This is a genomic window from Candidiatus Paracoxiella cheracis (genome assembly GCF_049348705.1).
In the GTDB taxonomy this organism is placed as follows: domain Bacteria; phylum Pseudomonadota; class Gammaproteobacteria; order Coxiellales; family Coxiellaceae; genus Paracoxiella; species Paracoxiella cheracis.
Genome location: NZ_CP186485.1, coordinates 1029089 through 1053807, shown reverse-complemented (window position 1 = coordinate 1053807; position 24719 = coordinate 1029089). Strand labels below are relative to the sequence as shown.

Here is a 24719-nt window from a genome sequence, read left to right as displayed (position 1 = left end):
TAATCAAATAGCTTTCAATAACTCTAAACTCGCGAGTCAAGCAATTGAAATGGATAAAATGTTTTTAAGATTTTTTCCCTAATAACTCGATCTTATAACCATCAGGATCTTCAATAAACGCTAACACCGTCGTGCCGTGCTTCATGGGACCAGGCTCGCGGATCACTTTGCCACCTTGCTCACGAATGTCATCACACATTTTATAAATATCATCAACTTCTATCGCAATGTGTCCGTAGGCATTACCCAAATCATATTCGTGAGTCTCCCAATTATAAGTGAGCTCAAGAACGGTTGAGTTGAATTCATCTCCATAACCGACAAATGCCAAGGTAAATTTTCCTTCTGGAAAATCTTTTTTGCGCAGTAATCGCATGCCTAAAATACGAACATAAAAATCAAGTGATTTCTCGAGGTCGGTGACACGCAGCATCGTGTGCAGAATTCTCATGCGTGTTACTCCTCTGACTCCTTCACCCATTTCGATAACGTTTCGATAATTTTTTCAGCTTGATCTTTCCTTGAAATATTAAAACGGGAGCGCTGTTGGTATTCACCACTGCGTTTTTGATAACGACGAATGGTGTAACTCACCGGATTATATTCTTGTTTTGCGCGATTCCAATTTTGGATTTTATAAATGATGGTGCACCATGCACCCTTAGTCAGAACTACTTTATCCAGTTCTTGAATGGTTTTAACACCATCCTCGATATATTCGACTGTTAAGTCATCAATTGATTCAGCCATGTAATTCTCCAGTTTGTTGACTCTGTAAGTTTAGCAAATTATCAATAAGTATGAATACAATACCTAGCATTTATCGAAGCGGAACGTTTTCAGTGGAATATACTCACTGCCCTGCTCGGTCGGCTTGCTGTGAAACAGTACCAACTCTTCTGCGTGAAGTGTAAATTTTTCAAACAATACAGGATCAAAACGACGCTTACGACGACCAAACTTTGCCATCGTGATATGCGGTCGATAAGCCCGAGCTTCGCCGGGAAGCCCTGCTGTTTTGGCAGCCGCATCCAATGAATTAAATAAAAGTTCCAAGGATTTATGGAGATCAAGATGTGCCGCGATTATCCTAGAATGCAATGAAGGAAATTCAGATATTTTATTGATATTTATAATAAATCGCTTAGTATGGCAGGAAATTTTTTCGGCAGCTTGTAAAAGATATTCAATCGTATGATCCTCTACGTTGCCTAAAAAACACACCGTTACATGCCACTTTTTTTCAGGGATCCATTGCACTGTATCACCCAATTGTTGGACGATCGGCTTCATCGCTTTTTGCAACAAGCGATGTTCTTTCGAGATCACGGGTATGGCAAAAAAAGTACGCTTCATCCGATGAGTTTAACAAATCAAAACGAAAAAGGGCTAATGAATTTCCTCAGATAGAGTCGCCTGGTACCGACAAGATCATTTCGGTATGATAATAATCAACTTAACTCGCTCAAGGAATCTTGAATCAATGCATGGACCCTACACCATTCTCATCGTTTTGGCCATTACCATGGCCTTATTTATCTGGGGATATTGGCGCTATGATGTTGTGGCTATGATCGCCTTACTCATTTCTACTGCAGTGGGCGCGGTTCCTTATGACCGTGTTTTTACAGGCTTCAGTAACCCCGCTGTGATTACGGTAGCCTGTGTCATGATTATTTCACAAGCCATCACACGCTCTGGAATAATGAGTTCACTGGTAAGAAAAATTATTCATTTTACAAAAAATCCTACTCTACACATCGGTGGTTTGACATTACTTACCGCTATTTTTTCTGCATTTATGAATAACGTTGGTGCCTTAGCGCTCATGATGCCGATTGCCATTCAAACTGCTATTAAAAATAACCGCTCCCCATCCACGATATTAATGCCCATTGCGTTAGGCTCTGCCATGGGTGGTTTAACCACATTAATCGGCACACCACCGAACTTATTAATATCATCTTATCGCGAACAAATCACAGGGCAGCCCTTTACGATATTTGCCTTTGCTCACGTCGGATTTTTTGTGGCTGTGGCTGGTGTGCTTTTTATAGCACTCATTGGATGGCGACTGTTGCCCAAAAAACGCAAGGCACCCAAACAGGCTGATGATATGTTTCAAATGCAAGATTATATCACGGAGATTAAAATACCTGAAAATTCACCGACGGTCGGAATTACCGTACGTGAACTTGAGAAAATGGTGGAAGGTGATTTTGTTATTACTGGTTTGATCCGCAACAAAAAGAAAAAATTAATAATACCGCCTGATCATGTATTAGAAGCCGATGATATTTTAATTATAGAATCATCAACCACAGACTTAGAAGAATTATTACAAACAGCCAAGTTAGAATTAGTCGGCGGAGAGAAAATTTCATCCGATATTTTAAAATCAAAAGATGTTTCATTAATTGAAGCCGTGGTCCCACCCGGTTCTCGTATTGAAAATCGGTCGTCACAAAATATTCATCTGCGCTCACGTTATCGCATAAATTTATTGGCAATATCTCGAGAAGGAAACCCATTTAAAGAGCGCTTACATCAAGTTAATTTACGCGCCGGAGATGTCGTTCTTTTACAAGGTCCCGTAGACATTCTACAAGAAAACGTTGCAAACTTAGGCTTTTTACCGTTGATTGAGCGACGTCTAGACGTTGGAAAGCGTCGTGCGTTTGTGCCATTGTTTATTTTTGTTCTGGCCATTATTCTGACTGCCCTACAACTGATCCCTGTTGAAATTGCATTTGGCGGTGCTGTGCTAGCAATGATTTTATTTCGTTCGATACCATTACGATTTGTATACGACAGCATTGAATGGCCTGTTATTATCTTGTTGGCAGCGATGATTCCGATCGGTGAAGCGCTGCAAAGCACCGGTGGAACGGCACTAATCGCACACGATATTATTGGTCTCACCCAACATCTTCCGCCAGTTTATATTTTAGGATTGTTATTGATTGTCACCATGACCATTTCGGATTTTATGAATAATGCCGCGACGGCTGTCGTGATGGCACCCATCGCAGGAACTATTGCGCACACCATGCATGCCAGCATTGATCCTTTTTTAATGGTCGTTGCTATCGGTGCATCTTGTTCCTTCTTAACACCAATCGGGCATCAAAATAATACGCTTGTGATGGGGCCTGGCGGCTATAAGTTTATCGATTACATACGACTGGGCTTGCCGCTTGAAATTATTGTCATCGTGGTAGCGCTGCCTTTAATTCAATGGGCTTGGCCACTTTAATAAGTAGGATGTATTATGAATAGGAAGTGGATTTCATTTAAAAATGACGTGATCGCTAGTGTTATTGTTTTCTTAGTGGCTATACCACTATGCTTGGGCATAGCGCTTGCCTCTGGTGCTTCCTTTTTTTCAGGTATTATTACAGGAATCATTGGTGGAATTGTCGTTGGCTTTTTTAGCGATTCTCAGGTTAGCGTTAGTGGACCAGCAGCAGGCATGATTGCCATTGTACTTTCAAGCACGGCAGTCTTAGGCAATTTCCAAACATTTTTACTCGCACTCGTTTTTGCGGGTTTATTGCAAATCTTAATCGGCTCATTACGCGCAGGATTTATTGCAGACTACGTTCCTTCCAATGTCATTCAAGGATTATTAGCAGCGATTGGGATTTTAATTATAATAAAAAAATTACCGCTTGCCTTTGGTTTTAGCAGCAATGCTAAACAAGTTGCTGCATCTATTGTCACTGCCCAAGGTAATTTTTCTCTCACACCCTTACTACATTTAATCCATAAAATTAGCATTCCTGCTACTTTTATTAGTATTATCACACTTATAATTTTACTTTTTTGGAATAAAATTCCTAGTAAATTTTTTCAAAAAATACCAGCAGCAATAATGGCCGTCATTATATCTGTCCTCGTCAATTTTTTATTTTCAAAATTTTTACCGAGTCTAGCACTCTTGAACTCGCACTTAGTCAATATCCCTGTTACCGAAGGTCTGAATGGTTTGTTTGCGCAGCTACTGCATCCAAATTTTTCTGCATGGACTCACGTTAATATATATGTATATGGATTTATCATAGCGATTGTAGCTTCTTTGGAAACGCTATTAAATTTGGAAGCTGCAGAAAAATTAGACCCTCATCATCGTTATTGTTCACGTAATAAGGAACTTATTGCCCAAGGAGTTGGCAATACGCTCTCTGGTTTAATTGGTGGTTTGCCTATCACTTCTGTTATTGTTCGCACGAGTGTAAATATTCATGCAGGTAATCGCACAAAACTATCTGCTATTCTACATGGAGGGTTACTGCTTATTTCAATAGTTTTTATTCCTGCCTGGCTCAATCAGATTCCACTGGCGACTCTAGCTACAATATTAATTGCAACCGGTTACAAGCTTGCTAGTTTTGCACTCTTCAAGCGAATGTATAGCATTGGCAAAATGTACTTTACTGCCTTTATTATCACAGTTGTTGCTATCGTTTTTACAAATTTATTATTAGGCGTTCTCATTGGACTTGGGGTAGGATTATTTTTTATTTTGTATCAAAACAGCCGTTATCAGTTTTTACACGTTAAAGAAAAACACACTAGCGGAGATGTGTTACGTTTGGTATTACCGCAACAGCTAAGCTTCTTAAACAAGGCAGCCATCGTCAATGCCCTCAAAAAAATCCCCAAAAATAGCAAGGTTCTTCTTGATGCAAATCATACCAATTACATCGACCAAGACATCTTGGAAATTATAAAGGAGTTTAGAGATTATCAAGCTCCTGATAAAAATATTGCATTGAATATTCTAGGACTAGAACCACAGTATGATCTATCAAACCAAATAAATTTCATTACTGCTACTACTTTAGACGTGCAAAGCCGCCTAACACCTACGGAAATATTGCAAGTGTTAAAAGAAGGTAACCAACGTTTCATAAATAATACCCCCATACATAAAGATTTCAAAAGACAGATTAAAGCTACTTCAGATGCCCAACACCCCATAGCTGTCGTTCTGAGCTGCATAGACTCGCGTGTACCCGTAGAAAATGTTTTTGACTTAAATTTAGGTGATGTATTCGTTGCGCGCATTGCCGGAAACATTATCAATACCGATATATTAGCAAGCATCGAATTTGCCTGTGAGATCGCTGGTGCAAAACTTATCGTTGTGCTTGGGCATAAACGTTGTGGGGCGATCACGGCGGCCTGCGAAGATATTCAATTAGGCCATTTATCCTTTTTGTTATCGAAGATAAAACCAGCCATTGCGGTGAGTCGAGAATCTAGCGGGCTATTGCTTCATCAGGATATCATTAATTTTGTTGATCACGTGGCCTGTACTCATGTCGATCTCGTACAAAAGCAGCTCTTTAAAGATAGTAAGATTTTGCACGACCTGCTCGTATCACAGAAAATAGGCTTAGTCGGCGCCATATACGATATCACAACTGGTAAGGTGACATTCGATGTGAGCGAGGCGACTCATGACGCAATCCAAAGTCCAACTCCAGTAAACTATTGAAAAATATGAATATAAATTAATGTCTTGACACTTTTGATAGAAAAAATGCTATCATGTATTTTTATATTGGTTAATAAATAGACAATGCGAAGAACCAAAGTCCTAATCACCCTTTATGGTCTAGGTGCTGTTGCCTCGATGACGTTTGGCACAATGACGTTGGCAGACAGCAATCTTGCACCCATCGCCATCACTCAAGGGACGACCTATTTAAGTTCTAGCCTCGGTTACGGCGGCAACACTAAAAATCCCTACACCAACAGCAATCAGAGCCTGGGTTTGGTCTCTGGAGTCAACGGCGGTTACCAAATCAACCCCTATTTTGCCTTAGAAGGTGGTTATACAGCCCTACCCAATGTCACCTTGGGCGATAGCCCGCTCACCAAGAATAATTCCATGACCAAAGCCGCAGGTAAAGGCACCATCCACTTAAATCGAGAACTTAACCTATATGGAAAGCTAGGAGTTGCCAGCATATCCACCGAATATAATGCTGTCGATACACTCAACACCAATCATGCTACCAACTTTGAAAACCGGATCACTCCCTACTATGGCGGAGGCCTCGGCATCAATACGTCTCGTTATAGCGAACTCACATTCGAATACGATATGACCTCTGAAAATGGACCCGTTCAGGCAACGCAAGCGCTATTAACGAGTTTTCAACTTAAATTTTAATCTTTATCATCATGCGCTTCAATGCCCATCGCTGCCCCAGTTGGCCGACTATTGTCAGCAGCTCCATACAAAATACCTGTTTTAGGATCGATTAAAACAGCAGCCGCTTGCCCCCAAATTGTTTCATTATAAAAGCCAAGCTTCGTTTTATAGCCCATACCGTGCAATATTTTTAGTGTATCTTGTGAAAATACAAACGGTTCCATATATACAACATCTGGCAACCACTGCATATGATAACGTGGCATATTCACTGCTACATTAACATTCATATCAAAATCTAAAACATTTTCGATAATTTGAACGACGGTGGTGATGATAGTCGGCCCACCTGCTGCTCCTAATGCCATATATAATTTATGATTCTTCATGACAAATGTTGGACTCATGGCACTCAATGGTCTTTTATTAGGCTTGATTAAATTTGATTTACCCTGAGTGAGTTTATATATATTTGGCACACCGAAGCTTAACGTAAAATCATTCAATTCATCATTGAGAAAAAATCCCGTATTGCCGGCAATCACACCGGATCCAAAAAATCGATTGAGCGTGTAAGTTAATGAAACTGCATTACCCTTTTTATCAATAACGACAAAATGGGTCGTATTATGCGGCCTCATCAATTCACCTGGTGGACGGGAATTACCTGCTTTAAGACGATTAATTTTCTTGCGTATTTTATCAGCATAGATAGAGGACAATAATTTTCTTACAGGATTTTTAACAAAATCCGGATCACCTAAATATCGATTACGATCCGCAAAAGCATACCGCATAGCCTCCACATTGTAATGTGTGGTCATTGCAGAATGAAATCCCAGTGCACCAATAGGATAGCCACTGACTATATTTAATATTTCACACACGGTTACACCCGAACCCGGGGGTGGGGCCGAAATAATTTGATAACCACGATATTCGCATTGAATGGGGTGCGTGACGACCACGGAATAATCCGCTAAATCTTTTAGCGTTATCGTTCCTCCATAGGCTTTACTCGCAGTCGCAATTTCCCGGGCAATTCGCCCATGATAAAATGCATCAGTGCCACCCTTACTGATTTCTTCTAACGTTTTCCCTAAATCCATCTGAATTAAACGATCACCCGGTTGATACGGTTTTCCATTTTTTAGAAAAATCAAAGATGCATTGGGAGATTGTTTAAACGTTTCGGCACCGTAATCTAAATAGTTTATATCGGCTTTCGTTAAAATAAACCCTTTTTCTGCTAAATCAATGGCTGGTGCTATGACCTGTTTTAATGGCATGGTGCCGTATAGTTTTAAAGCCGTATCTAATCCCATTACTGTGCCTGGCACACCCACAGTTGAATAGCCATGCGAAATACCAGGTTTTAATTTTTTAGAAATTTTTGCAGGTGCTTTTTCACGAAAATCGAGGAATACATTTTTGCCTTTAGACAAGTGGATTAACATAAATCCACCACCACCAATATTCCCACAACAGGGCTGCACAACACTTAACGCATAACCCACCGCAACGGCTGCATCGATGGCGTTACCCCCTTTTTTTAAAATATTCACACCAACTTCTGTCGCTAAGCGTTGCGCGGTGACCACCATATCATTGTTACCACTAGCTGGTGGTAGGTATGCCGAGTAGCTGTTCGCCATGGGTAGGATTGTAAGTAGAAGAAAAAGTAATCTTTTCATATCGCTCCTTTTCAATTGCTTGCCAAAGTTGCTTAGTGCCATCCTGGCACTAACGCCCGAAAACACAACCCCCCTCTCTTTGCCGCAATTGAACGCTATTTTTTCTGAAAATAGATTTCTAGAGACACCCTCTTAATTTTTTAATCAATAATTTCTAACCCTTTAAAATCCCACAACTCATGATCCATTGACTGGCTGGGTTTTACATTACTGATCGCGCGTAAAATATTACTCGGTATTTTTGGATTAGTTTTTGCCAATTCAGCAATAAGATTTTTCACACGTTGTCGTGTTAAGTTTTCTTGTGAGCCACATAAGTTACAAGGAATAATGGGAAAGTTTTGTTCTTTGGCGTATTCAATAATATCGCTTTCTTGACAATAGGATAAAGGACGAATAACGATATGCTTTTTATTATCGGTTAATAATTTTGGTGGCATCGATCGAATTTGGCCCGTGTATAAAATCGACATTAATAACGTTTCAATTAGGTCATCACGATGATGCCCTAATGCCACTTTATTAAAATTATTTTCTTCAGCATATCGATAAATGATGCCGCGTCGCAAACGGGAACATAATGAACAATAGGTTTTCCCTTCCGGAATTTTGTCTTTCACGATGGTATAAGTATCACGCGTTAAAATCTCGTAGGGAATTTGATTGGCCTCTAGCCAAGCACGCATGTGGCCATCGCTCCAGCCGGGCTGGCTTTGGTCCAATGTAAAGGCGAAGATTTCAAAGGTGTAGTGAGCCTCGATCCGAATCATGTTCAAAAGATTGAGCATGGTGTAGGAATCTTTGCCCCCAGAGAGGCAAACCAGAACCCGGTCACCCTTTTCTACCATCCGGTAGTCATTCATAGCCTTCTTGGTATAGTGGATGAGCTTCTTCTCAAACCGCGAGGATGGCCGGTCTGTGATCACGTTGTTCAGTAATTGTTCCACGTAGAACCTCTATTCTAACCCATTGGCCACCCAATATATCGAGTAACTCTGGGTGAGTAAAGGCTCAGCCCCTAATCAACAGATTTCCGGCGGGTAAACGCATAATCGCCAGCACCAAATGCCAGGATGTATAACAACGCGCCCAAAATCGATAGGTTTTTCAAAAAGTGATGGACCTGATTTACCATTCCCGCACCTTCAAAATTCCAAAATGAGTGGAATAAAAAGGTGGCTACAACGACAAAAATAAATAGAAGTATAGCTCCAAAACGCGCAAACCACCCAAAAAACACGAGCAAACCACCGCCTAATTCAAAAATAATAGCCAGTATCAATAACCATTGTGAGGACGGCAGCCCCATTTGCGCCAACATCCCCGCCATAGCGTGATATTGAACAATTTTTTGTATACCAGCGATAATGAAGATTAATGAAACAAAGATTCGTCCAATAAGTGCGCCCCAGTTTTGCAAGGCGTGACATCCCCTAGCCATGATTTTTCCTCCTTAAAATATCCATTGAATAATGCTTATAAATTAACAGGATATATTTCATAAGTCTATGTTTTTCGTTACTGCATACCAGGAGAGGCTAAACGACTAGAAGCTTCTCTATCCTCGTCGACGAGTTGTGCTATGTCTGAAGTGCTCCCTCTTGAACACAATCCAAAGAAATTCAAACAATGTAAGCCCCATCGACGTGAGCCCGAACTAGGGTTGGGATCGGGGTTAGAGACACTTTGTTCAACCTCAGCTACATCAGTTGTGCTATCATTGCTTAAGTTATCAAGGGCTAACAACAGAGAATAAAAATCTTCTAACCGTTTAGCTAATAAAGGTATTTCCCTTTCAATACCCGCTCTCTTAAAGCCAAATTTATAAGCAAGTGCCATTCCCACAATCCAAGCGGGCTCTGCTAAAAAACAAAAATTATCGACGAAACTACCCGGCACACCAGCAGCTTCAAGATATGGAGACTTTTCCTCTTTAGTTGCCATCGTCCAATAGGGAATAATAGGAATGCATGCAACCGCTGTTGCTAAAAAAATAAGACTGAGTTCTATCGGGCGTTGAGTAATCAATAAAAGAGGATTCCCTAGGTTTTTCAATGAGGCTAGCATCTTAGTGATCATCACCGACATAGCGCTACCAAATAACCCATCGACACCTATTGAAATAAACGCTCTTAGTCTAGAGAAATTTTTATCCTTAATTCCTGCCTCATATATAGGGAAATTTGCAAAAGTATATGATGTACACAAACTCATTATTGAAACCAACTTAGCTACCAGTGGAAAATTTATAAATGATCCATGCTCTGATCCAAGTTTGTTAGCTCTGGAGATAAATTCAAGTGAAAATTTATAGAATTTTTTTTCGTCTTCTCTTAGAGATTTCAAAAATTCTTTTGGATTTTCTTGTTCATCAATAATTTTGTTTAATAACGTTCTTTTTAAAGAAGAAAACTTACTAGAGTCGTGCTTTTCGACAAGAGGATAAATAAATGTTCTCTTAATCTGCTCAATCTGACCTCGTTGAATGTAGATTGATGACACTGTAAAAAATATACGATTGAATAAGGTATTTAATGGGATAAATAATTTCGCAACAGAAAGGGATAGTGTCATTGAAGAAAATGCAATAAGTAGCTGAAGTATTTCAAGTACCAAACTACGTATGCTGCTAAGCTGAAAACTTTCTTCACTGCCTCTACATATAACCTTACCAAATTTTAACAAAGTAGTCAGATAATACTTGACTACTTCTCGACCGGTCTCGATTCCTTGTGTTAATACAATAAATGTATTGATAACTTGAAAAAAAACTTGTACCGGCTTTGAAAAATAATCATTAGCTGACTGTGCATATGCCACCCAAGCAGCGGCTGAAGAAAGAAAGATAGAAATGAGATAAGAACTTATGTCAGTAACAGAAATAGCTTTTTCCTCACGGGATATAGAAGTTTCTAGGATAGAAGCAATTTGATCCTCATCCATCCTCATCTGCCTGCTAGGCTCCAACTCTTCCAATATTCGTGAGATACAATCTGCAATCTGCAATTCGATATTTACTTCCTGATCGCTCGCCATCAAAGATTGAGACTCTAACTCTGTTTCGTCCTTTTCTTCCATAGATATAACGAGTTCCGGTTGCGGAGCTGTATTCATGGCTTGCTCAGGGAGAGCATCATAATATTCGCCCTCTCCTTCCTGATCGATCGCCACCGAAGGCTGTGACTCAGGCTCTAATTCTGGTTTGTCAGATGGAGCAGCATAAGATTTCTCGGGAGAAACTACGATAACCTCTGGTTCTAAATGAGCAGGAGTTTGAGTGCTAATTTCATCATCTACTTCTACTCTGCCTGACCCCAGCTCTTCTGGGTCTGCTATCGGGATAGCTATAGGTTGACTCGCATTGGAGTGAGAAGTATTTTGTGTTTGGGTCTCTATGGGCTTATCCATAGGTTTATCTCCGTCTAATAAAACTTAATAATTTAACGAGTGGGTTCGATAGCCCAAACGATATGAAGATTTATGACATTTAAGACAATGTGTGACTTTGTTGGTTTGAGGCTTGAGACGGAGCCTAGCACATCAGGTTCACAGCAATAGTGAGTTAATTCAAAAAAGCTCTTAATTGAGTAGTTTTACCTGACAAACCGACCCCACTAGCCCAGTAGTAAGAGCTGTAGTAAACTTAACGCCTATGAAACGAAGCATATTTACAGTCATCATTGCCACCGCACTGAGCAGCCTACTGCTAACAAGCCTTCCAGCCAATGCCGATATCGCCAAGGCTTATCAGGTGGAGCTCATTGTTTTTTCACACATGTCGACAAAATCGCTGGACACCGAGCAGTGGCCTCTTTCGACCGGCGATGCGAACCAGTATTTGAAGGGCATTCGATTGGCACCCGTAACGAGCAATCTTCGTTATTATCGATTGCTGGCTCCTCAAGACTTTACGTTAGCTAAACAACAAGCACGTTTAAATAAATATATTTCAACTTATCACACCATCATGCATATTGCGTGGCGCCAACAAGTATTCGAACCGCGCTATGCCCGTACCGTGCATATTTTGGGCGGCGAAACCTATAACAATGCTGGAACAACAACGTCTCAGGTACATGGAACTATCCGCGTTAGCGTAGAACGTTATTTAAATGTGAATTTGAATTTAACCTTTGCAGCACCGGCAAGTGCTATTTCAAAATTAGCTCGAAATGATTATTTTAATAATATGTCAAATAACTTGGTATATTTTAATCTACGACAAACGCGTCGCATGCGCAGCGATGAATTAAATTATATTGATTTTCCACTGTACGGCGTGTTAATTAAAATCACACCCATCCAACAAACGTAAACAAGCCTACTCGTGTTCGGGAGCGACCATATAAATACCAGGGGCATTTCGCAAGTAGCCTTTATAGTCCATGCCGTATCCGAACACATAATGATTGCCAACTTCTAGTCCGCTAAAATCAGCTTTCTGGTGTCCATTCGGTAACCGCACATGACACTTATCAACCAATACAGCCGTATAAACCTTTGCAGCACCCTTTTCTTTACAAAATTCAATGATACTACTCAAGGTTATGCCACCATCTAAAATATCATCGACAATGACAACTGTTCGCCCTTTCATATTGCAACTGGGCTTGGCTTTCCACTGTAAATCCTTACCGGTTAAATCGTTGCGATAACGCGTGGCATGAACATAATCCACTTCTAACGGAAAAGCCAAACGCGGTAACAAATTACCTAAAGGTACAATACCACCCACAACGACACAGATAAAAATAGGATTAGATTCTGATAATGCATCATGAATATCTAAGGCCATTCGGTCTAACGCTGCCTCTACTTCGGATTTTGGATATAGGCAGGTTGCCTTTGCTAAAACGTCACTAATGTGTTCGGGTAACATCATTGGCCTATCTTCCATTGTTATCGTTTGATCCATATTAGTCATGCACCACCTCTTTGATTGCATCCTTTACATTTATATTGATTCCTTCTGGCATCTGAATAGTACTTGTTGGAAATGCACATTCTGCACCATGGTTCGCTACGATGTCCATGATTTTAAGCAAGACATCTTGCTGTATGGCTTGAAACTTGACCCATTCCGTCGTTTTCGTAAAGGTATAGACGAGTATGTTCAGTGAAGATGGGCCAAATTCACATAAATACACAAATAAGGTTTGATTCGTATCGATGTCAGGATGTTTACGCAGCATTTCTTCTATGCTTTTGGCAATCGGTACAATTTGATTGGCATCACTATAACGTACACCCACACTGCATTTAATCCGACGATTGGTCATTCGCGATGGGTTTTCGACACTGACATTAGACAAAATGCCGTTTGGCACATAAAGCGGGCGTTTATCAAAAGTCCGAATACGCGTTAAACGCCAACCGATATTCTCAACGGTTCCTTCAATTTGACGATCCGGTGAACGAATCCAATCACCCACCGAAAACGGACGATCCCAATAAATCATCATGCCGCCGATAAAATTAGCTAAACTATCTTTAGCCGCCAAACCAATAACCAAAGCACCCACACCACCGAAGGCTAATAACGCAGATATCTTGATGCCGGCAGTTTGCAGGATAATCAATAAAATAATGACGATGATAATAACGCGCGATAGTTGTGATAACGCATGAATACTCATTTCGTCATTGACTTTGCCAATGCCTTGTTGCGCGCGTTTAGCTAACCCATTTTCAACGCGTCGAATAAAACGCATCGCAAACCAAAACACAAAAGTCACCGTCATAATTCTGCGGATGGTGGCAATCGCATCGGCAAAACCACCATCAAAAGAAAAATGATTGGCGGTAATCGTTATGATGAAGCTGATAGCGAGTAACCAAATATAAATTTGGATAGGCCGGTGCTCGGCCTCCAAAAATGCAGTGCGCCACACGTGATGTTTACGTTTGAAGAGCGGTAATAATCGACGATGGATAAGCCATTCCAAAACACTAAAAATGGCTCCCGCTAAAACTAAGAGACCTATCTTTATTAACCAATCATGAACGTTTGTATTGCCCACCTTTTAGCCTCTGGATGCATTAAGTTATCGTATTTTTCGAATAAACGCTGCAATTCGTTGTTCTGATGACGGATCGCGGTAATTCCGCAGAGCCTCCAAAACCGCTATCGCTCCCTGACGATTATTGCACACTGAAAGGAGATCGCAACCAGCCATCAATGCTTTTTTGGCGCGGGTTGGGTAGTCACCCATTGCCGCTGCGCCTTGCATGGTTAAGTCATCACTAATCACCATTCCATTGAATTTTAACCGTTTTCTCAATATTTCCTGTATCCAGTACGGAGAAAAACTCGCCGGATCAGGATCAAATTCTTTATAAATCACATGGGCAGGCATCACCGCATCCAGTTTAGAGCTGAGCTTGACGAAGGGGATTAAATCGCAATCATCGATCATCTGACGCCCACGCTGATCGATAGGTAAATTTTTGTGGGAGTCGGCCGCCACACCACCGTGACCAGGAAAATGCTTACCGGTAGTTGGCATGCCTGCTGCATGCATCGTATCGATAACCACTTCTGCAAGCTCAACTACTTCCTTCGGGCTCGAACCAAAACTGCGTTCTCCGATGATCTTACTGAGGCCTTGGTCAACATCAAGCACCGGAAGTAGACTCACCTGAACACCCACATCTTGAAGCTCCCTAACCATAATTTGAGTCGTATTTTTAAGTTCCGCTTTGGTTTGTTCAGGATTTTTTTTATAGCGCTCACCCCAATATGACATGCTGGGCAGCCGAGTAAATCCGTCAATAAATCGTTGAACGCGACCACCCTCTTGATCGACAGCGATAAATAAAGAGTCGCGTGTTTTTGAGATATCGGCAGTTAAAGCGCGCAGTTGTTCTCGATTTTGATAATTTCGTGCAAATAGAATAATACCCGCAACACCTGGGTGTTGCATCAATTCACGATCTTCATGAGTTAACGAAGTGCCTTCAACATCAATGACGGCAAACCCTACCACCGAGTTATTCCTTTTCTTTAACCGGTTGTTTTCTGAATGAGCCTGGCAAGTGTCGAATATTATCGCGCTGTGTTGAAGGTTCTTTAATTTTTGCAGGCCCTCGTTTTTCCATTTCATCGATGCGTAAAATCATGTGCATCGGAATGTAACTGCGTTTTACGCCATTAAACTCCGTTTTGAGTTTTTCTTCGCTTGGATCCACAACAACAGAATTTGCCTCATTAAAAACTAATTCTTCAATTTCAATAAATCCCATCAAGTTTTCTTCAGAAATATAATGAGCATACACTTCATACACTTTATCTTCTTGTGTAAAAATAATGCGGTAAATCGGTTGCGGTTCTTTTTGCATGGCTTTTGACCTCAGTATCGTTCAGATTCTTTAATGTATTTAATTTCTTCATCCGTTGATTCACGTCCTAAAATGGCATTACGCTGCGGGAAGCGGCCAAATCGACGCACAATACCGTAATGGTGATTGGCAAATTTAAAAAAACTTTCATAGATGACTTGTGTTTCTGGGAATGCAAGCTCAACTAGCATTTGATACGCACGAATCGATTTTTCTTGAAAGTCGATTTCTTCTGAATGTAATAACGGAAAATAATAAAAAACTCGCTCAATTAAACTTAATGAGTGGTCATCTTGTTTCTCCATACCTTTTGAGCAAATACCCAGCGCATAATTATCCTGCGCAAAGGCTTGTGGTGTATCGCGGTGAATGTGTCGCGAAAACTGATCGAGAACGATGATGAGTGCTAGCTGACCTCGTGGATCAGTTTCCCAGTCAGTGCATTTTCCATCGACAGCCCTTTCTAGATCATCACTAAATTTTTCTTTGATTTCAGCATCTACATCCGGGCTTTCACCAAACCAAATTCGGGCTCGGTTTTCAGAGGGTACGATGGTTTCCTCCACACGACCAAACCAAAATTTTAGTATTTCATCAATGCGTTCCATATGCTACTTCCGCTCATCGATAAAGATTTGATCACCTATGTTAATCAAGTCGAACAACTCTATCACATCAGGATTATGCATGCGAATACAACCCCTTGAGCCCGGTTTTCCCATCACCGCCTCATCGGGGCTTCCATGGATATAGACATAGCGACGCATAGTGTCTACCGGCCCTAAGCGATTCTTGCCCACTTCCAAACCGCTCAACCATAGTATGCGAGTGAGTATCCAGTCCCGATGAGGGAATTTGAGTTTTAGGTCTGGGCTAAAGATTTCACCTGTAGGACGACGCTCGACGAATACGGTATTTTCAGGGCAGCCTCCACCGATTTTGGCACGAATCACGTGCAGACCTCGCGGTGTTTTTTCGCTGTTGATGAGCTCACCAACACCATTGAGCCCCGTGGAGACGAGGTAGCGGCGGACTATCCGATCATTGTCATAGACCGTCATGGTTTGTGCAGGGATGTTGACCGTGATATGCATAGAAAAATTATACGTTATTTTAAAAGCTGCGACGATAAGGAATTAGCAACATGCTCCAATAGGGTTGGATCTTCGCTTGCAAACCATGTGGCATTTTTCCAACGTCGTAACCAGGTGTACTGACGCTTTGCTAATTGGCGCGTTGCAACGATGGCACGCTCTCGTAGGGTGTCGTAATCACAGTCGCCCGACAAATAAGACCATGCTTGACGATAGCCAACGGTTCGCATGGAAGGAAGATCCGGATTTAAGTCACCTCGCTCATAAAGTTGTTTGACCTCATCAATAAATCCATTTTTAAGCATTTGATCAAATCGCTTTGCAATTTTTTGATGAAGTTCCACACGGTTTTCATAGGCAACTATTAAATTAATGACATCAAACGGTAACGATTTTAGAGATTCGGCATCTTGTATTTCAGAGATGGTTTGACCCGTCATGTAATAAACTTCTAGTGCGCGCTGAATGCGTTGAGAGTCATTCGCATGAATCGTGGCGGCGGCTTTCGGATCAATTTCTTGCAGTTGTGCGTGCATTGCAGGCCATCCTTTTTCATTTGCGTTTTGAGTAATTTTGTCACGCGTATTTTGATCAGCCGTTGGCAAATCCGCCACACCATGCTGCAGCAAATAAAAGTAAAGCATCGTACCGCCCACTAATAAAGGTGTGTAATTTTGCGCATGAATTAATTTTATTTCGCGCAACGCATCTTCGCAAAATTGACCAGCAGAGTAAGGCGTGGCCGGGTCACAAATATCAATGAGTCGATGTGGTGCTTTTTTGAGTTCTTCTTTTGAAGGTTTTGCAGTTCCGATGTCCATACCGCGATAGACCATTGCTGAATCGACACTGATTATTTCAAGAGGAAATTGTTGCACGAGTTCGATGGCAAGTTTAGTTTTACCACAGGCTGTCGGACCCATTAGGCATATTATTTTTTTTTTGTTCTTTGAAATAGTCACCTGCCTCTCAAAAAAAACTTATCCAAATCGGCTATTGTAAATTGCTTCCACGTCGGTCGACCATGATTACACAAACCACCATGCTCTGTATGCTCCATATCACGCAACAAAGCATTCATCTCTGGAATCGTTAATTGATGATTAGCGCGGACAGCACTATGGCAAGCCATCGATGCCAACACGGCATCGTATTTTTCTTGCAAACGTGACGCTGAATCATTCACCAACAAATCAGCGATGACATCTCTAATTAATTGTTCGATGCTCGCCTCTTTAATCATCGAAGGGACTTCACGAACCACAATCGCTTGAGGGCCCGCTGCTTCTGTTTTTAACCCAACTTGAGTAAAGATTTCCTGGTTTTCTTGCCAGCACTGCATTTCGTTTTTATTTAACGAGAGCGTTTTGGGCACTAACAACACTTGCGTCACGAGATCAGGCTTTGACTGATGTTTCAATGCTTCATACAAGATGCGTTCGTGAGCGGCATGCATATCGACCATCACCAAGCCCTTTTCATTTTGAGCCAGGATATAAATGCCGTGCAGTTGAGCAATGGCATGACCTAAAGGATATTCTTGAATTACATTTTTACTGACTGTTTCAAAATGATTTTTTTCAGGGTCCTCATGTGTTGACTTAAGGACTTCATAGGCCGCTAATTGCTGCTCCACCTGGAGTGCTATGGCCTGCTGTTGCGGCTCATATCGAACATCAACTTTTGGTGTCGCTTGAGTTGCAGCGCCTGGTTTGAGTTGCGCTAAGGCATCGTGGACGCCTCTCACAACAAAATCATGCACGGTGCGTCCGTCTCGAAAACGAACCTCATGTTTCGTCGGATGCACATTGACATCCACTGAAGCCGGATCAATTTCCAAGTAAATACTATAAGCAGGATATCGTCCATGAAACAAAACATCGCGATAAGCCTCTCGCATCGCATGACTCAATAGTTTGTCGCGAACAAAGCGGCCGTTAATATAAAAGTATTGCATATCGGCTTGGCTACGTGTGTACCTCGGCTCCGCAATCCATCCTGATAAAGCAAGCCCACCCGCTAAAAATTCAATCTTAAACGCGTGTTCAATAAATGTTGCCCCAAGTATGGTAGCCACACGGTGATCTTTTGCATTACCTGACGAAGCAATCGGACAGTTAAAAATCACGCGCTGATTGTGTTTCAATGACATTGCGACATCAAAGTGGCTAAGTGCTAAACGTTGCACCACGGTTTCAATATGTTGAAATTCTGTTTTATCCGCGCGCAAAAATTTCCGACGCGCTGGTGTATTAAAAAATAAATCGCTTACTTCAACGGTTGCGCCTTTGGGATGCGCTTTGGGTTGCAGATCTCCTAAATTTCCACCATCACACTGAATACAATAACCTGAATCAGCATCATGATGACAAGCCGTTATCGTCATGCGAGAAACCGCAGCGATGCTGGGTAGCGCTTCACCTCGAAAGCCTAAACTCGCTACGCGTTCCAGATCATGAAAGTGTTGAATTTTACTCGTGGCATGGCGACTCAGTGCCAACTTCAGATCATCTGAAATGATACCATCACCATCATCACGAACACGGATGAGTTTCTTGCCGCCCTCGATGATGTCAACATTAATGTGGGTAGCATTCGCATCAAAGCTATTTTCTACTAATTCTTTGACTACAGAGGCTGGGCGCTCAATGACCTCGCCCGCTGCAATCTGATTAGCGAGGTGCTCATCTAAAACTTGAATGCGCATAAAAAGTCCTAATAATACCAGATGTGCGCACTATCATAGCTAAGATATGACTTGACGTCCACGCAAGATGGGAGGACCTGAATGTAGCCGCCCTGACCATCGCTTGAGAATGGCTATAAGATCGTCACGCATAATAGGTTTTGCAATGACTTCATCCATACCAACATCAAAACAACGCTGACGATCATGAGCAAAGACATGTGCGGTCATCGCAACAATGGGAATGTGCTTAACAGGCCCTTCTTGCCGGCGTATTTGCTCAACGGCCTTGAAGCCGTCCATATCCGGAAGCCCAATGTCCATAAAAATCATATCGTAATGATTTCTCATTTTTTGAAAAGCGGCTCTCGCACAGTCTGCAATATCCACCTTACAGCCGACCTGTTCGAGTAAAATTTTTGAAATTTTTTGATTAATTAAATTATCTTCTACGACCAATATGTCCATTTTATAAGATGTATTGTTCATTTTTTCGACCATAGTTGGATAGCTGTGTTTGACAATTTCGACTGGATTTTGCTGCACATCCATGGTGGTCTGTTGCAAGTGGAACGGGATAATGCAACTAAATTGCGAACCAACTCCGACTTCACTGGTAACAGCCGTGCTGCCACCCATTTTTTCCACCAATTCTTTCACAATCGACAAACCCAAACCAACACCATCGTGTTTTCGCTGATAAACTGAATTGATTTGTTGAAAGCGATTAAAAATCGTATCCAATTTCGATTTTTCAATCCCAATGCCTGTATCTTCAACCGTAAAACAAAGAGTAGCTTCTTTATAATTCTTCTGCAAACAACTCACGGTTACTTGCACATACCCATTGGTCGTAAATTTAATCGCATTCGAAATGAGATTAACTAATATCTGTCGGATACGTTTTTCATCTCCGATAATCATCGGGGGGATATTATAGGCATAGTTTAATCGTAATTCGAGCTCTTTTTCATGAGCCTGTGAAAGCATGTCGTTGATGAGCTTCTCGACTAATTCACGTATGTTGATTGCCTCTTCTGTAAAAGATAATTTCCCAACCTCCAGCTTAGCAAAATCCAGTAAGTCATTTAATAATGACAATAAATTTTGACCCGATTGCGTAATAACTTCAATTTGATCAGATTGCTCATCGTTGAGTTCGGAGGTTTTTAAAATTTGCGCCATGCCTAAAATAGCATTAAGTGGTGTACGCAGTTCATGGCTCATCATCGCTAGAAAATCGGATTTTGCACGATTGGCTTTCTCAGCATTTTCTTTTGCTTCTCGTAACTCTTTCTCACGGAGTACATCTTCGGTGATATCTTCTGCAACACCAGCAAATCCGATTAATTTTTGCTCATCTTTGATGGGAAAATGAGTATCTTTAATCCAACGGATACCACCATCTGGGCGGCGTATTCTGAAACGATAGCGCGAGGGTCGTTTGACATTCTCACTATTTTTTTCAAAACACCTCAAGTCAATTTTGCCATTTTCGATGTCCTCGGGTAGAACAGCATCGAACCAAGATTTAGGGTCTTCATATAAGCTTTCACACGTTCGACCCCATATTTTTTCATACCCGGGGCTAATATATATTTGCTTTTTTCCTCCCGGGTCCTTTACCCAAAACACACCTCGAATTTTTTTGATAAAGAATTTAAAAAATCGGCTCGCATCATTGAGTTCTTTAACGTGCAGAACCTCTTGCGTGATATCTTGCGCAACACCTGCGTAACCAATACAACGACTTCCTTCGTAGATAGGTACACCTATATCTTTTATCCAACGCAGGCTGCCATCTTTATCGGTGATGCGATAGTTTGCAATATTCACATCACCAATTTTTGCATTTGCTTGAAATTCCATCCATTGTTGTCGCAGACGATCGCGATCTTCTAAAACAACACTGTTAATCCAATCGCTTGGGGTATCGTAGAGTGTTTGACAGTCATGCCCCCAAATTTTTTCATAGGCCGGACTGACATAAAGTTGATGTTGAAAGCAAGCTGATCTAATCCAAAAGACATCTTGACTTTTTTCAGCTAACTTATAGAAGTAAGGTCCCAGTTTATTTGTTATTCTTTTTAATGTAGCTGACATTTTATAACTTCCCTGAATGTCATGTCTTTTTAGTATATACTATCGGTACTTTATTTATAATATCATTTTTCTTAGAAATAATGTCAAACCTATTTGAAAAATAATATTATTCATGAATAATATTTTAGTGCATAAAATATTGTCGATCAAGATTCTTAAGGAAACATTAACATATTTCTGGAAAATATATTTAGAAGATTAAATATTTTTGGGAATTAATAAAGTTTGTCCCGCTTTTAACTGAGTACTTCTTAACCGATTTAATTGACGCAATGATGACAAGCTCACGTTAAATCGTTCCGCAATATCCGTTAAAGTATCGCCTCTGACAACAACATACCGATTATGGTGGGCACGTTGATTAAATTTATGAGCAGCCAACCACGTGTTTCGTGGCGGACTATGAATAAAATAAGAACGAATACCTTGCATTAATGCAGATGCAATACTCTTCTGATAGGCCGGATTTTTCAATTTCCTTTCTTCACTCGGATTTGAAATAAAACCGGTTTCAACTAACAACGATGGAATGTCGGGTGACTTCAAGACCACAAAGGCAGCTTGCTCCACACGACGATGATGCAACCGAGCAAAATTACCCAATGCATGAATAATTCTTTGCCCAATCCACAAGCTCGCACGAATTGTCGCTGTTTGTGATAAATTAATGAGTACAGACTTGAGCAGATTGGTCTTATCGGCTAAATCCACACCACCCATTAATTCAGATTCGTTTTCATGTGTTGCCAACCAATGCGCCGCCTCACTCGTAGCCCCTCGTTGTGATAGTGCAAATACCGAAGCTCCATGCGCATAATGATCTCGATACGCATCCGCATGAATAGCAATAAACATATCGGCTTTATAACGTCGCGCAATCGCCAAGCGCTGCCGCAACGTTAAATAGTAATCCCCCTTTCGTGTTAAATACGCGACAAAACCCGGCTGATGATTAATATCGCGTTGCAAATCTTTGGAAATTTTTAAAACGATGGTTTTCTCGTGTGTCCCTCCAGCGCCTGTAGCCCCAGGATCTTTTCCACCATGTCCCGGATCGATAACTATAATGATGCTACGTGATCGCTGTGGCACAGGTTCTACTTGAATAGGCTTCGGATTTTTAACCGCGGAAACCTTATAAACTTTATAAGAGGGTCGATAAGCCGTTTTATACATGGGCCTCGAATTCTTCCATGATAAATCCAAAACAAGTCGATAATGAGGCTGGGCTTTAGTGGGGCGCAACGTGAACGTGTGAATATTAACCTTGTCTTTTAAATCAAGTACAACTCTTATTCTATTGTTTTTATGCGATCCACTACGAATATCTTTAACGGGTGTATTCGTCAGTAAAGAGCGGTGAAAGACTCTTATAAAATGGGTATGGTCAATATCGAGAACGATTCGGTTTGGATGCGCAAGTGTGAATTGATGATAATGAATTGGACTCGTAGTATCAAAAATAAGTCGACAATGCTGATGGGATTTTTGAACGCGAAGATCCGTAATTTGATTCACACCAGCCACAAGCACAATTGGCCAAATCAAGCATAAGAGCACAATAAAAATTTTTCTTTTTTTCATATGCTCACAACTTTAGCAACGCTGAAGCGTATTTTTCAATAGGCTTATGCTGTAAATTTTTGCAGAATTGTAACCCCTGTTTCGTCCTCAGCAGTCAAGTCGACTTTACGTCCACCTGAAACCAGGTCGATGCTGCATCGCACATTGGGCTTTGGCAGCAAGCTTTCAGCCTTTTCCGGCCATTCAATCAAGCAAATAGAATCTAAAGTTAAATAATCACTTAAACCAATATGCTCTAGTGCGTCGGGTTGTTCAAGCCGATATAAATCAACATGATAAACATGAAGACCGCCCTCAAACTCATACGATTCAATTAATGTGTACGTAGGGCTTTTGACAATCCCCTTGTAACCGAGCGCACGTAAAAATCCACGCACTAGCGTGGTTTTCCCTGCACCTAACTCGCCTTGAAGAAAAATGATGCTACCCGGCACACAATCACGTGCCAAAGCAGCTCCTAGCACCTGCATTTCCTTTTCAGTCGTGATAAATTTTGTGAGTTTCATAACGAAGAACGATTTGGATTTACGAGAGAACGTAAATAGGGGAGCAGATCCGTCGCTAACAGGCCACGCTCACCGCCCTCTTCTGCAGCTCGATCAGCCGCCACTGAGTGAATAAAAACACCAGCCTCAGCAGCATCTTGCAATTTTAGCCCTTGAGCAAGAAGACCACCAATAATACCACTCAACACATCACCCATGCCCGCGCTGGCCATCCCAGGATTTCCGGCGGGACAAATTTCAATCATTTTACCAAGCCCTTTTATTAAAGTACCGGCACCTTTTAACGCAACGACACCGCCATAACGCTGTTGAATCTCATCGATCGCTTTAAATCGATCAGACTGTACTTCTTTGCAGTGAATGTCGAGCAATCGCCCTGCCTCACCAGGATGAGGTGTTAGAATCCAATCGTTAGCTTGACGTGGCGAGTGACTCAATAAATTCAAACTATCAGCATCAAGTACTTTGGGAAGATTTGACTCTAATAATCTATTTAATAAAGAAATTGCCCAAGATGTTTTACCTAAACCCGGGCCCACAACAATAACACTTGCTCGCTCCAACAAGGGCTCTAAATCCGCAGCCTCGGCCACTTGATGGCAAATTAATTCCGGTCGTGAACCACTAACGACAGGCACATGTTCTGGCCGTGTTGCCACCGTCACTAATCCAGCACCAACGCGTGCGGCGGATTCCGCAGCCAGACGGACTGCGCCACCCATTCCATAATCACCACCGACAACCAAAACGTGGCCATAACTCCCTTTGTGGGTATCACGGGTGCGTTTAGGTAACATCGGACGAATACGATTCCAGTTTAAAAGTTCTGCTGAATGTTCAACTTTTCGAAATAAATGATCGGAAACACCAATCGAATCACAAACGATTTCACCACAACAGGCAGGAGCTTGAGCTGTATATAATCCGCGCTTCAAAGCGATGAAAGTGATAGTCACATCAGCCTTCACAGCACATCCCAAAATCGAGCCGGTATCCACATCAATGCCCGAAGGTACATCGATGGCTAACACAGGACACTCCGCAGCATTAATAGCAGCGATTGCAGATCGATAAGGTTCACCCACTTCACCCGATAACCCGCTGCCTAATAGTGCATCCACAATGAGGTCGTCCTGCAGTTGAGTATCCGTATCGAATTGATTTAGTGAGAGCCCTGCCTTTTGGCAAGCGGTTGCAGCCTTAGCAGCCGCATTTTTTAGCTGAGAGAGCTCACCCATTAACAAGACGGAAACCTCTAAACCATATTCGTGTGCCAAGAGGGCAACAACGAGGCCATCACCACCGTTATTACCTTTCCCGCAACAAATGCTGATTCGTTTGGCTTCTGGCCAATGCGCGATAAGTGTGTTAAATGCTGCATTCCCGGCAGCGAGCATCAGTTGATACTCTTCAATACCTTCGTCAATCGCAAACTTTTCAAGCTCCCGAATCTGACGATTCTGGTACAGTGCTGTCATCATTACCCCATAACGAGTTTGAGGCCACTGATTTTACTCCTCTTTAGCCCAACATAGAAGATGCCAAATA

The 24719-nt window shown here is 41.6% G+C and carries 23 protein-coding genes; 4 read left to right on the top strand and 19 right to left on the bottom strand.

Annotation, left to right across the window (positions count from 1 at the left end; genetic code table 11):
• Window positions 1–64 precede the first annotated feature (64 nt).
• The 3 genes from gloA to thpR all read right to left on the bottom strand — a co-directional run bounded on the left by gloA (window position 65) and on the right by thpR (window position 1356).
• Entirely contained in the window at window positions 65–451 is a 387-nt protein-coding gene (gloA, locus tag ACJMKR_RS05420; RefSeq protein WP_423064118.1) for a lactoylglutathione lyase, read from the bottom strand.
• 5 nt (window positions 452–456) lie between these two features.
• The gene (locus tag ACJMKR_RS05415) at window positions 457–750 is read right to left on the bottom strand and encodes a hypothetical protein (protein ID WP_423064117.1); all 294 of its coding nucleotides are present in this window, start codon (window positions 748–750) and stop codon (window positions 457–459) included.
• A gap of 63 nt (window positions 751–813) precedes the next feature.
• A complete protein-coding gene (gene thpR / locus ACJMKR_RS05410) occupies window positions 814–1356 on the bottom strand; it encodes an RNA 2',3'-cyclic phosphodiesterase (RefSeq protein WP_423064116.1) in 543 nt (180 codons plus the stop codon).
• 127 nt (window positions 1357–1483) lie between these two features.
• Between thpR and ACJMKR_RS05405 the strand changes: the two genes are divergently transcribed.
• From ACJMKR_RS05405 to ACJMKR_RS05395, 3 genes are all read left to right on the top strand, one after another.
• Window positions 1484–3256, top strand: a complete 1773-nt coding sequence (locus tag ACJMKR_RS05405) for an SLC13 family permease (protein WP_423064115.1) — start codon at window positions 1484–1486, stop codon at window positions 3254–3256.
• A gap of 15 nt (window positions 3257–3271) precedes the next feature.
• Window positions 3272–5503, top strand: coding sequence for a bifunctional SulP family inorganic anion transporter/carbonic anhydrase (locus ACJMKR_RS05400; RefSeq protein WP_423064114.1), 2232 nt, complete (start codon window positions 3272–3274; stop codon window positions 5501–5503).
• 84 nt (window positions 5504–5587) lie between these two features.
• Entirely contained in the window at window positions 5588–6184 is a 597-nt protein-coding gene (locus ACJMKR_RS05395) for an outer membrane beta-barrel protein (protein ID WP_423064113.1), read from the top strand.
• On the opposite strand, the gene ggt is transcribed toward ACJMKR_RS05395, so the two are convergent.
• The 4 genes from ggt to ACJMKR_RS05375 all read right to left on the bottom strand — a co-directional run bounded on the left by ggt (window position 6181) and on the right by ACJMKR_RS05375 (window position 11268).
• Window positions 6181–7926, bottom strand: coding sequence for a gamma-glutamyltransferase (gene ggt / locus ACJMKR_RS05390; RefSeq protein ID WP_423064112.1), 1746 nt, complete (start codon window positions 7924–7926; stop codon window positions 6181–6183). The two genes, ACJMKR_RS05395 and ggt, sit on opposite strands and share 4 nt — an antisense overlap.
• 74 nt (window positions 7927–8000) lie before the next feature.
• The gene (gene ttcA / locus ACJMKR_RS05385; protein WP_423064111.1) at window positions 8001–8723 is read right to left on the bottom strand and encodes a tRNA 2-thiocytidine(32) synthetase TtcA; all 723 of its coding nucleotides are present in this window, start codon (window positions 8721–8723) and stop codon (window positions 8001–8003) included.
• Between the two features lie 155 nt (window positions 8724–8878).
• Complete coding sequence (locus ACJMKR_RS05380; RefSeq protein WP_423064110.1) at window positions 8879–9301, bottom strand: DoxX family protein; 423 nt, start codon at window positions 9299–9301, stop codon at window positions 8879–8881.
• Window positions 9302–9378: 77 nt separating this feature from the next.
• A complete protein-coding gene (locus tag ACJMKR_RS05375) occupies window positions 9379–11268 on the bottom strand; it encodes a hypothetical protein (RefSeq protein WP_423064109.1) in 1890 nt (629 codons plus the stop codon).
• Between the two features lie 244 nt (window positions 11269–11512).
• Between ACJMKR_RS05375 and ACJMKR_RS05370 the strand changes: the two genes are divergently transcribed.
• Entirely contained in the window at window positions 11513–12175 is a 663-nt protein-coding gene (locus ACJMKR_RS05370) for a CsiV family protein (RefSeq protein ID WP_423064108.1), read from the top strand.
• Window positions 12176–12181: 6 nt separating this feature from the next.
• Here the strand turns inward: ACJMKR_RS05370 and ACJMKR_RS05365 are convergent, their stop codons facing one another.
• The 12 genes from ACJMKR_RS05365 to ACJMKR_RS05310 form a co-directional block, all read right to left on the bottom strand.
• Complete coding sequence (locus tag ACJMKR_RS05365; protein ID WP_423064194.1) at window positions 12182–12742, bottom strand: hypoxanthine-guanine phosphoribosyltransferase; 561 nt, start codon at window positions 12740–12742, stop codon at window positions 12182–12184.
• A gap of 34 nt (window positions 12743–12776) precedes the next feature.
• Window positions 12777–13733: a mechanosensitive ion channel family protein gene (locus ACJMKR_RS05360; protein WP_423064107.1), complete on the bottom strand. Its 957-nt coding sequence runs from the start codon at window positions 13731–13733 to the stop codon at window positions 12777–12779.
• Between the two features lie 171 nt (window positions 13734–13904).
• On the bottom strand, window positions 13905–14846 hold the full coding sequence (nagZ, locus tag ACJMKR_RS05355; protein ID WP_423064106.1) for a beta-N-acetylhexosaminidase: 942 nt from the start codon (window positions 14844–14846) through the stop codon (window positions 13905–13907).
• A gap of 4 nt (window positions 14847–14850) precedes the next feature.
• The gene (locus ACJMKR_RS05350) at window positions 14851–15198 is read right to left on the bottom strand and encodes a DUF1820 family protein (RefSeq protein ID WP_423064105.1); all 348 of its coding nucleotides are present in this window, start codon (window positions 15196–15198) and stop codon (window positions 14851–14853) included.
• A gap of 11 nt (window positions 15199–15209) precedes the next feature.
• On the bottom strand, window positions 15210–15806 hold the full coding sequence (locus ACJMKR_RS05345; protein ID WP_423064104.1) for a DUF924 family protein: 597 nt from the start codon (window positions 15804–15806) through the stop codon (window positions 15210–15212).
• Between the two features lie 3 nt (window positions 15807–15809).
• Window positions 15810–16292, bottom strand: a complete 483-nt coding sequence (locus tag ACJMKR_RS05340) for a L,D-transpeptidase family protein (protein WP_423064103.1) — start codon at window positions 16290–16292, stop codon at window positions 15810–15812.
• 14 nt (window positions 16293–16306) lie between these two features.
• Window positions 16307–17215, bottom strand: coding sequence for a tRNA (adenosine(37)-N6)-dimethylallyltransferase MiaA (gene miaA, locus ACJMKR_RS05335; protein ID WP_423064102.1), 909 nt, complete (start codon window positions 17213–17215; stop codon window positions 16307–16309).
• Window positions 17216–17250: 35 nt separating this feature from the next.
• Window positions 17251–18999: a DNA mismatch repair endonuclease MutL gene (gene mutL, locus ACJMKR_RS05330; RefSeq protein ID WP_423064101.1), complete on the bottom strand. Its 1749-nt coding sequence runs from the start codon at window positions 18997–18999 to the stop codon at window positions 17251–17253.
• A 39-nt stretch (window positions 19000–19038) separates the two neighbouring features.
• Window positions 19039–21081: a PAS domain-containing protein gene (locus ACJMKR_RS05325; RefSeq protein WP_423064100.1), complete on the bottom strand. Its 2043-nt coding sequence runs from the start codon at window positions 21079–21081 to the stop codon at window positions 19039–19041.
• A 198-nt stretch (window positions 21082–21279) separates the two neighbouring features.
• Complete coding sequence (locus ACJMKR_RS05320; protein ID WP_423064099.1) at window positions 21280–22665, bottom strand: N-acetylmuramoyl-L-alanine amidase; 1386 nt, start codon at window positions 22663–22665, stop codon at window positions 21280–21282.
• A gap of 44 nt (window positions 22666–22709) precedes the next feature.
• Window positions 22710–23171 (bottom strand): tRNA (adenosine(37)-N6)-threonylcarbamoyltransferase complex ATPase subunit type 1 TsaE, encoded by a 462-nt coding sequence (tsaE, locus tag ACJMKR_RS05315; protein ID WP_423064098.1) that lies wholly within the window; start codon window positions 23169–23171, stop codon window positions 22710–22712.
• The gene (locus ACJMKR_RS05310; RefSeq protein WP_423064097.1) at window positions 23168–24652 is read right to left on the bottom strand and encodes an NAD(P)H-hydrate dehydratase; all 1485 of its coding nucleotides are present in this window, start codon (window positions 24650–24652) and stop codon (window positions 23168–23170) included. Before ACJMKR_RS05310 ends, tsaE begins: the two co-directional genes overlap by 4 nt.
• Window positions 24653–24719: the final 67 nt, after the last annotated feature.

What these genes read in the sequence shown, in the direction of transcription:
- gloA (WP_423064118.1), bottom strand. Translation starts at nt 451, where the DNA reads ATGAGAATTCTGCACACGATGCTGCGTGTCACCGACCTCGAGAAATCA.
- ACJMKR_RS05415 (WP_423064117.1), bottom strand. Translation starts at nt 750, where the DNA reads ATGGCTGAATCAATTGATGACTTAACAGTCGAATATATCGAGGATGGT.
- thpR (WP_423064116.1), bottom strand. Translation starts at nt 1,356, where the DNA reads ATGAAGCGTACTTTTTTTGCCATACCCGTGATCTCGAAAGAACATCGC.
- ACJMKR_RS05405 (WP_423064115.1), top strand. Translation starts at nt 1,484, where the DNA reads ATGCATGGACCCTACACCATTCTCATCGTTTTGGCCATTACCATGGCC.
- ACJMKR_RS05400 (WP_423064114.1), top strand. Translation starts at nt 3,272, where the DNA reads ATGAATAGGAAGTGGATTTCATTTAAAAATGACGTGATCGCTAGTGTT.
- ACJMKR_RS05395 (WP_423064113.1), top strand. Translation starts at nt 5,588, where the DNA reads ATGCGAAGAACCAAAGTCCTAATCACCCTTTATGGTCTAGGTGCTGTT.
- ttcA (WP_423064111.1), bottom strand. Translation starts at nt 8,723, where the DNA reads ATGAATGACTACCGGATGGTAGAAAAGGGTGACCGGGTTCTGGTTTGC.
- ACJMKR_RS05380 (WP_423064110.1), bottom strand. Translation starts at nt 9,301, where the DNA reads ATGGCTAGGGGATGTCACGCCTTGCAAAACTGGGGCGCACTTATTGGA.
- ACJMKR_RS05375 (WP_423064109.1), bottom strand. Translation starts at nt 11,268, where the DNA reads ATGGATAAGCCCATAGAGACCCAAACACAAAATACTTCTCACTCCAAT.
- ACJMKR_RS05370 (WP_423064108.1), top strand. Translation starts at nt 11,513, where the DNA reads ATGAAACGAAGCATATTTACAGTCATCATTGCCACCGCACTGAGCAGC.
- ACJMKR_RS05365 (WP_423064194.1), bottom strand. Translation starts at nt 12,742, where the DNA reads ATGATGTTACCCGAACACATTAGTGACGTTTTAGCAAAGGCAACCTGC.
- ACJMKR_RS05350 (WP_423064105.1), bottom strand. Translation starts at nt 15,198, where the DNA reads ATGCAAAAAGAACCGCAACCGATTTACCGCATTATTTTTACACAAGAA.
- ACJMKR_RS05345 (WP_423064104.1), bottom strand. Translation starts at nt 15,806, where the DNA reads ATGGAACGCATTGATGAAATACTAAAATTTTGGTTTGGTCGTGTGGAG.
- ACJMKR_RS05340 (WP_423064103.1), bottom strand. Translation starts at nt 16,292, where the DNA reads ATGCATATCACGGTCAACATCCCTGCACAAACCATGACGGTCTATGAC.
- miaA (WP_423064102.1), bottom strand. Translation starts at nt 17,215, where the DNA reads ATGGGTCCGACAGCCTGTGGTAAAACTAAACTTGCCATCGAACTCGTG.
- mutL (WP_423064101.1), bottom strand. Translation starts at nt 18,999, where the DNA reads ATGCGCATTCAAGTTTTAGATGAGCACCTCGCTAATCAGATTGCAGCG.
- ACJMKR_RS05325 (WP_423064100.1), bottom strand. Translation starts at nt 21,081, where the DNA reads ATGTCAGCTACATTAAAAAGAATAACAAATAAACTGGGACCTTACTTC.
- ACJMKR_RS05320 (WP_423064099.1), bottom strand. Translation starts at nt 22,665, where the DNA reads ATGAAAAAAAGAAAAATTTTTATTGTGCTCTTATGCTTGATTTGGCCA.
- tsaE (WP_423064098.1), bottom strand. Translation starts at nt 23,171, where the DNA reads ATGAAACTCACAAAATTTATCACGACTGAAAAGGAAATGCAGGTGCTA.
- ACJMKR_RS05310 (WP_423064097.1), bottom strand. Translation starts at nt 24,652, where the DNA reads ATGATGACAGCACTGTACCAGAATCGTCAGATTCGGGAGCTTGAAAAG.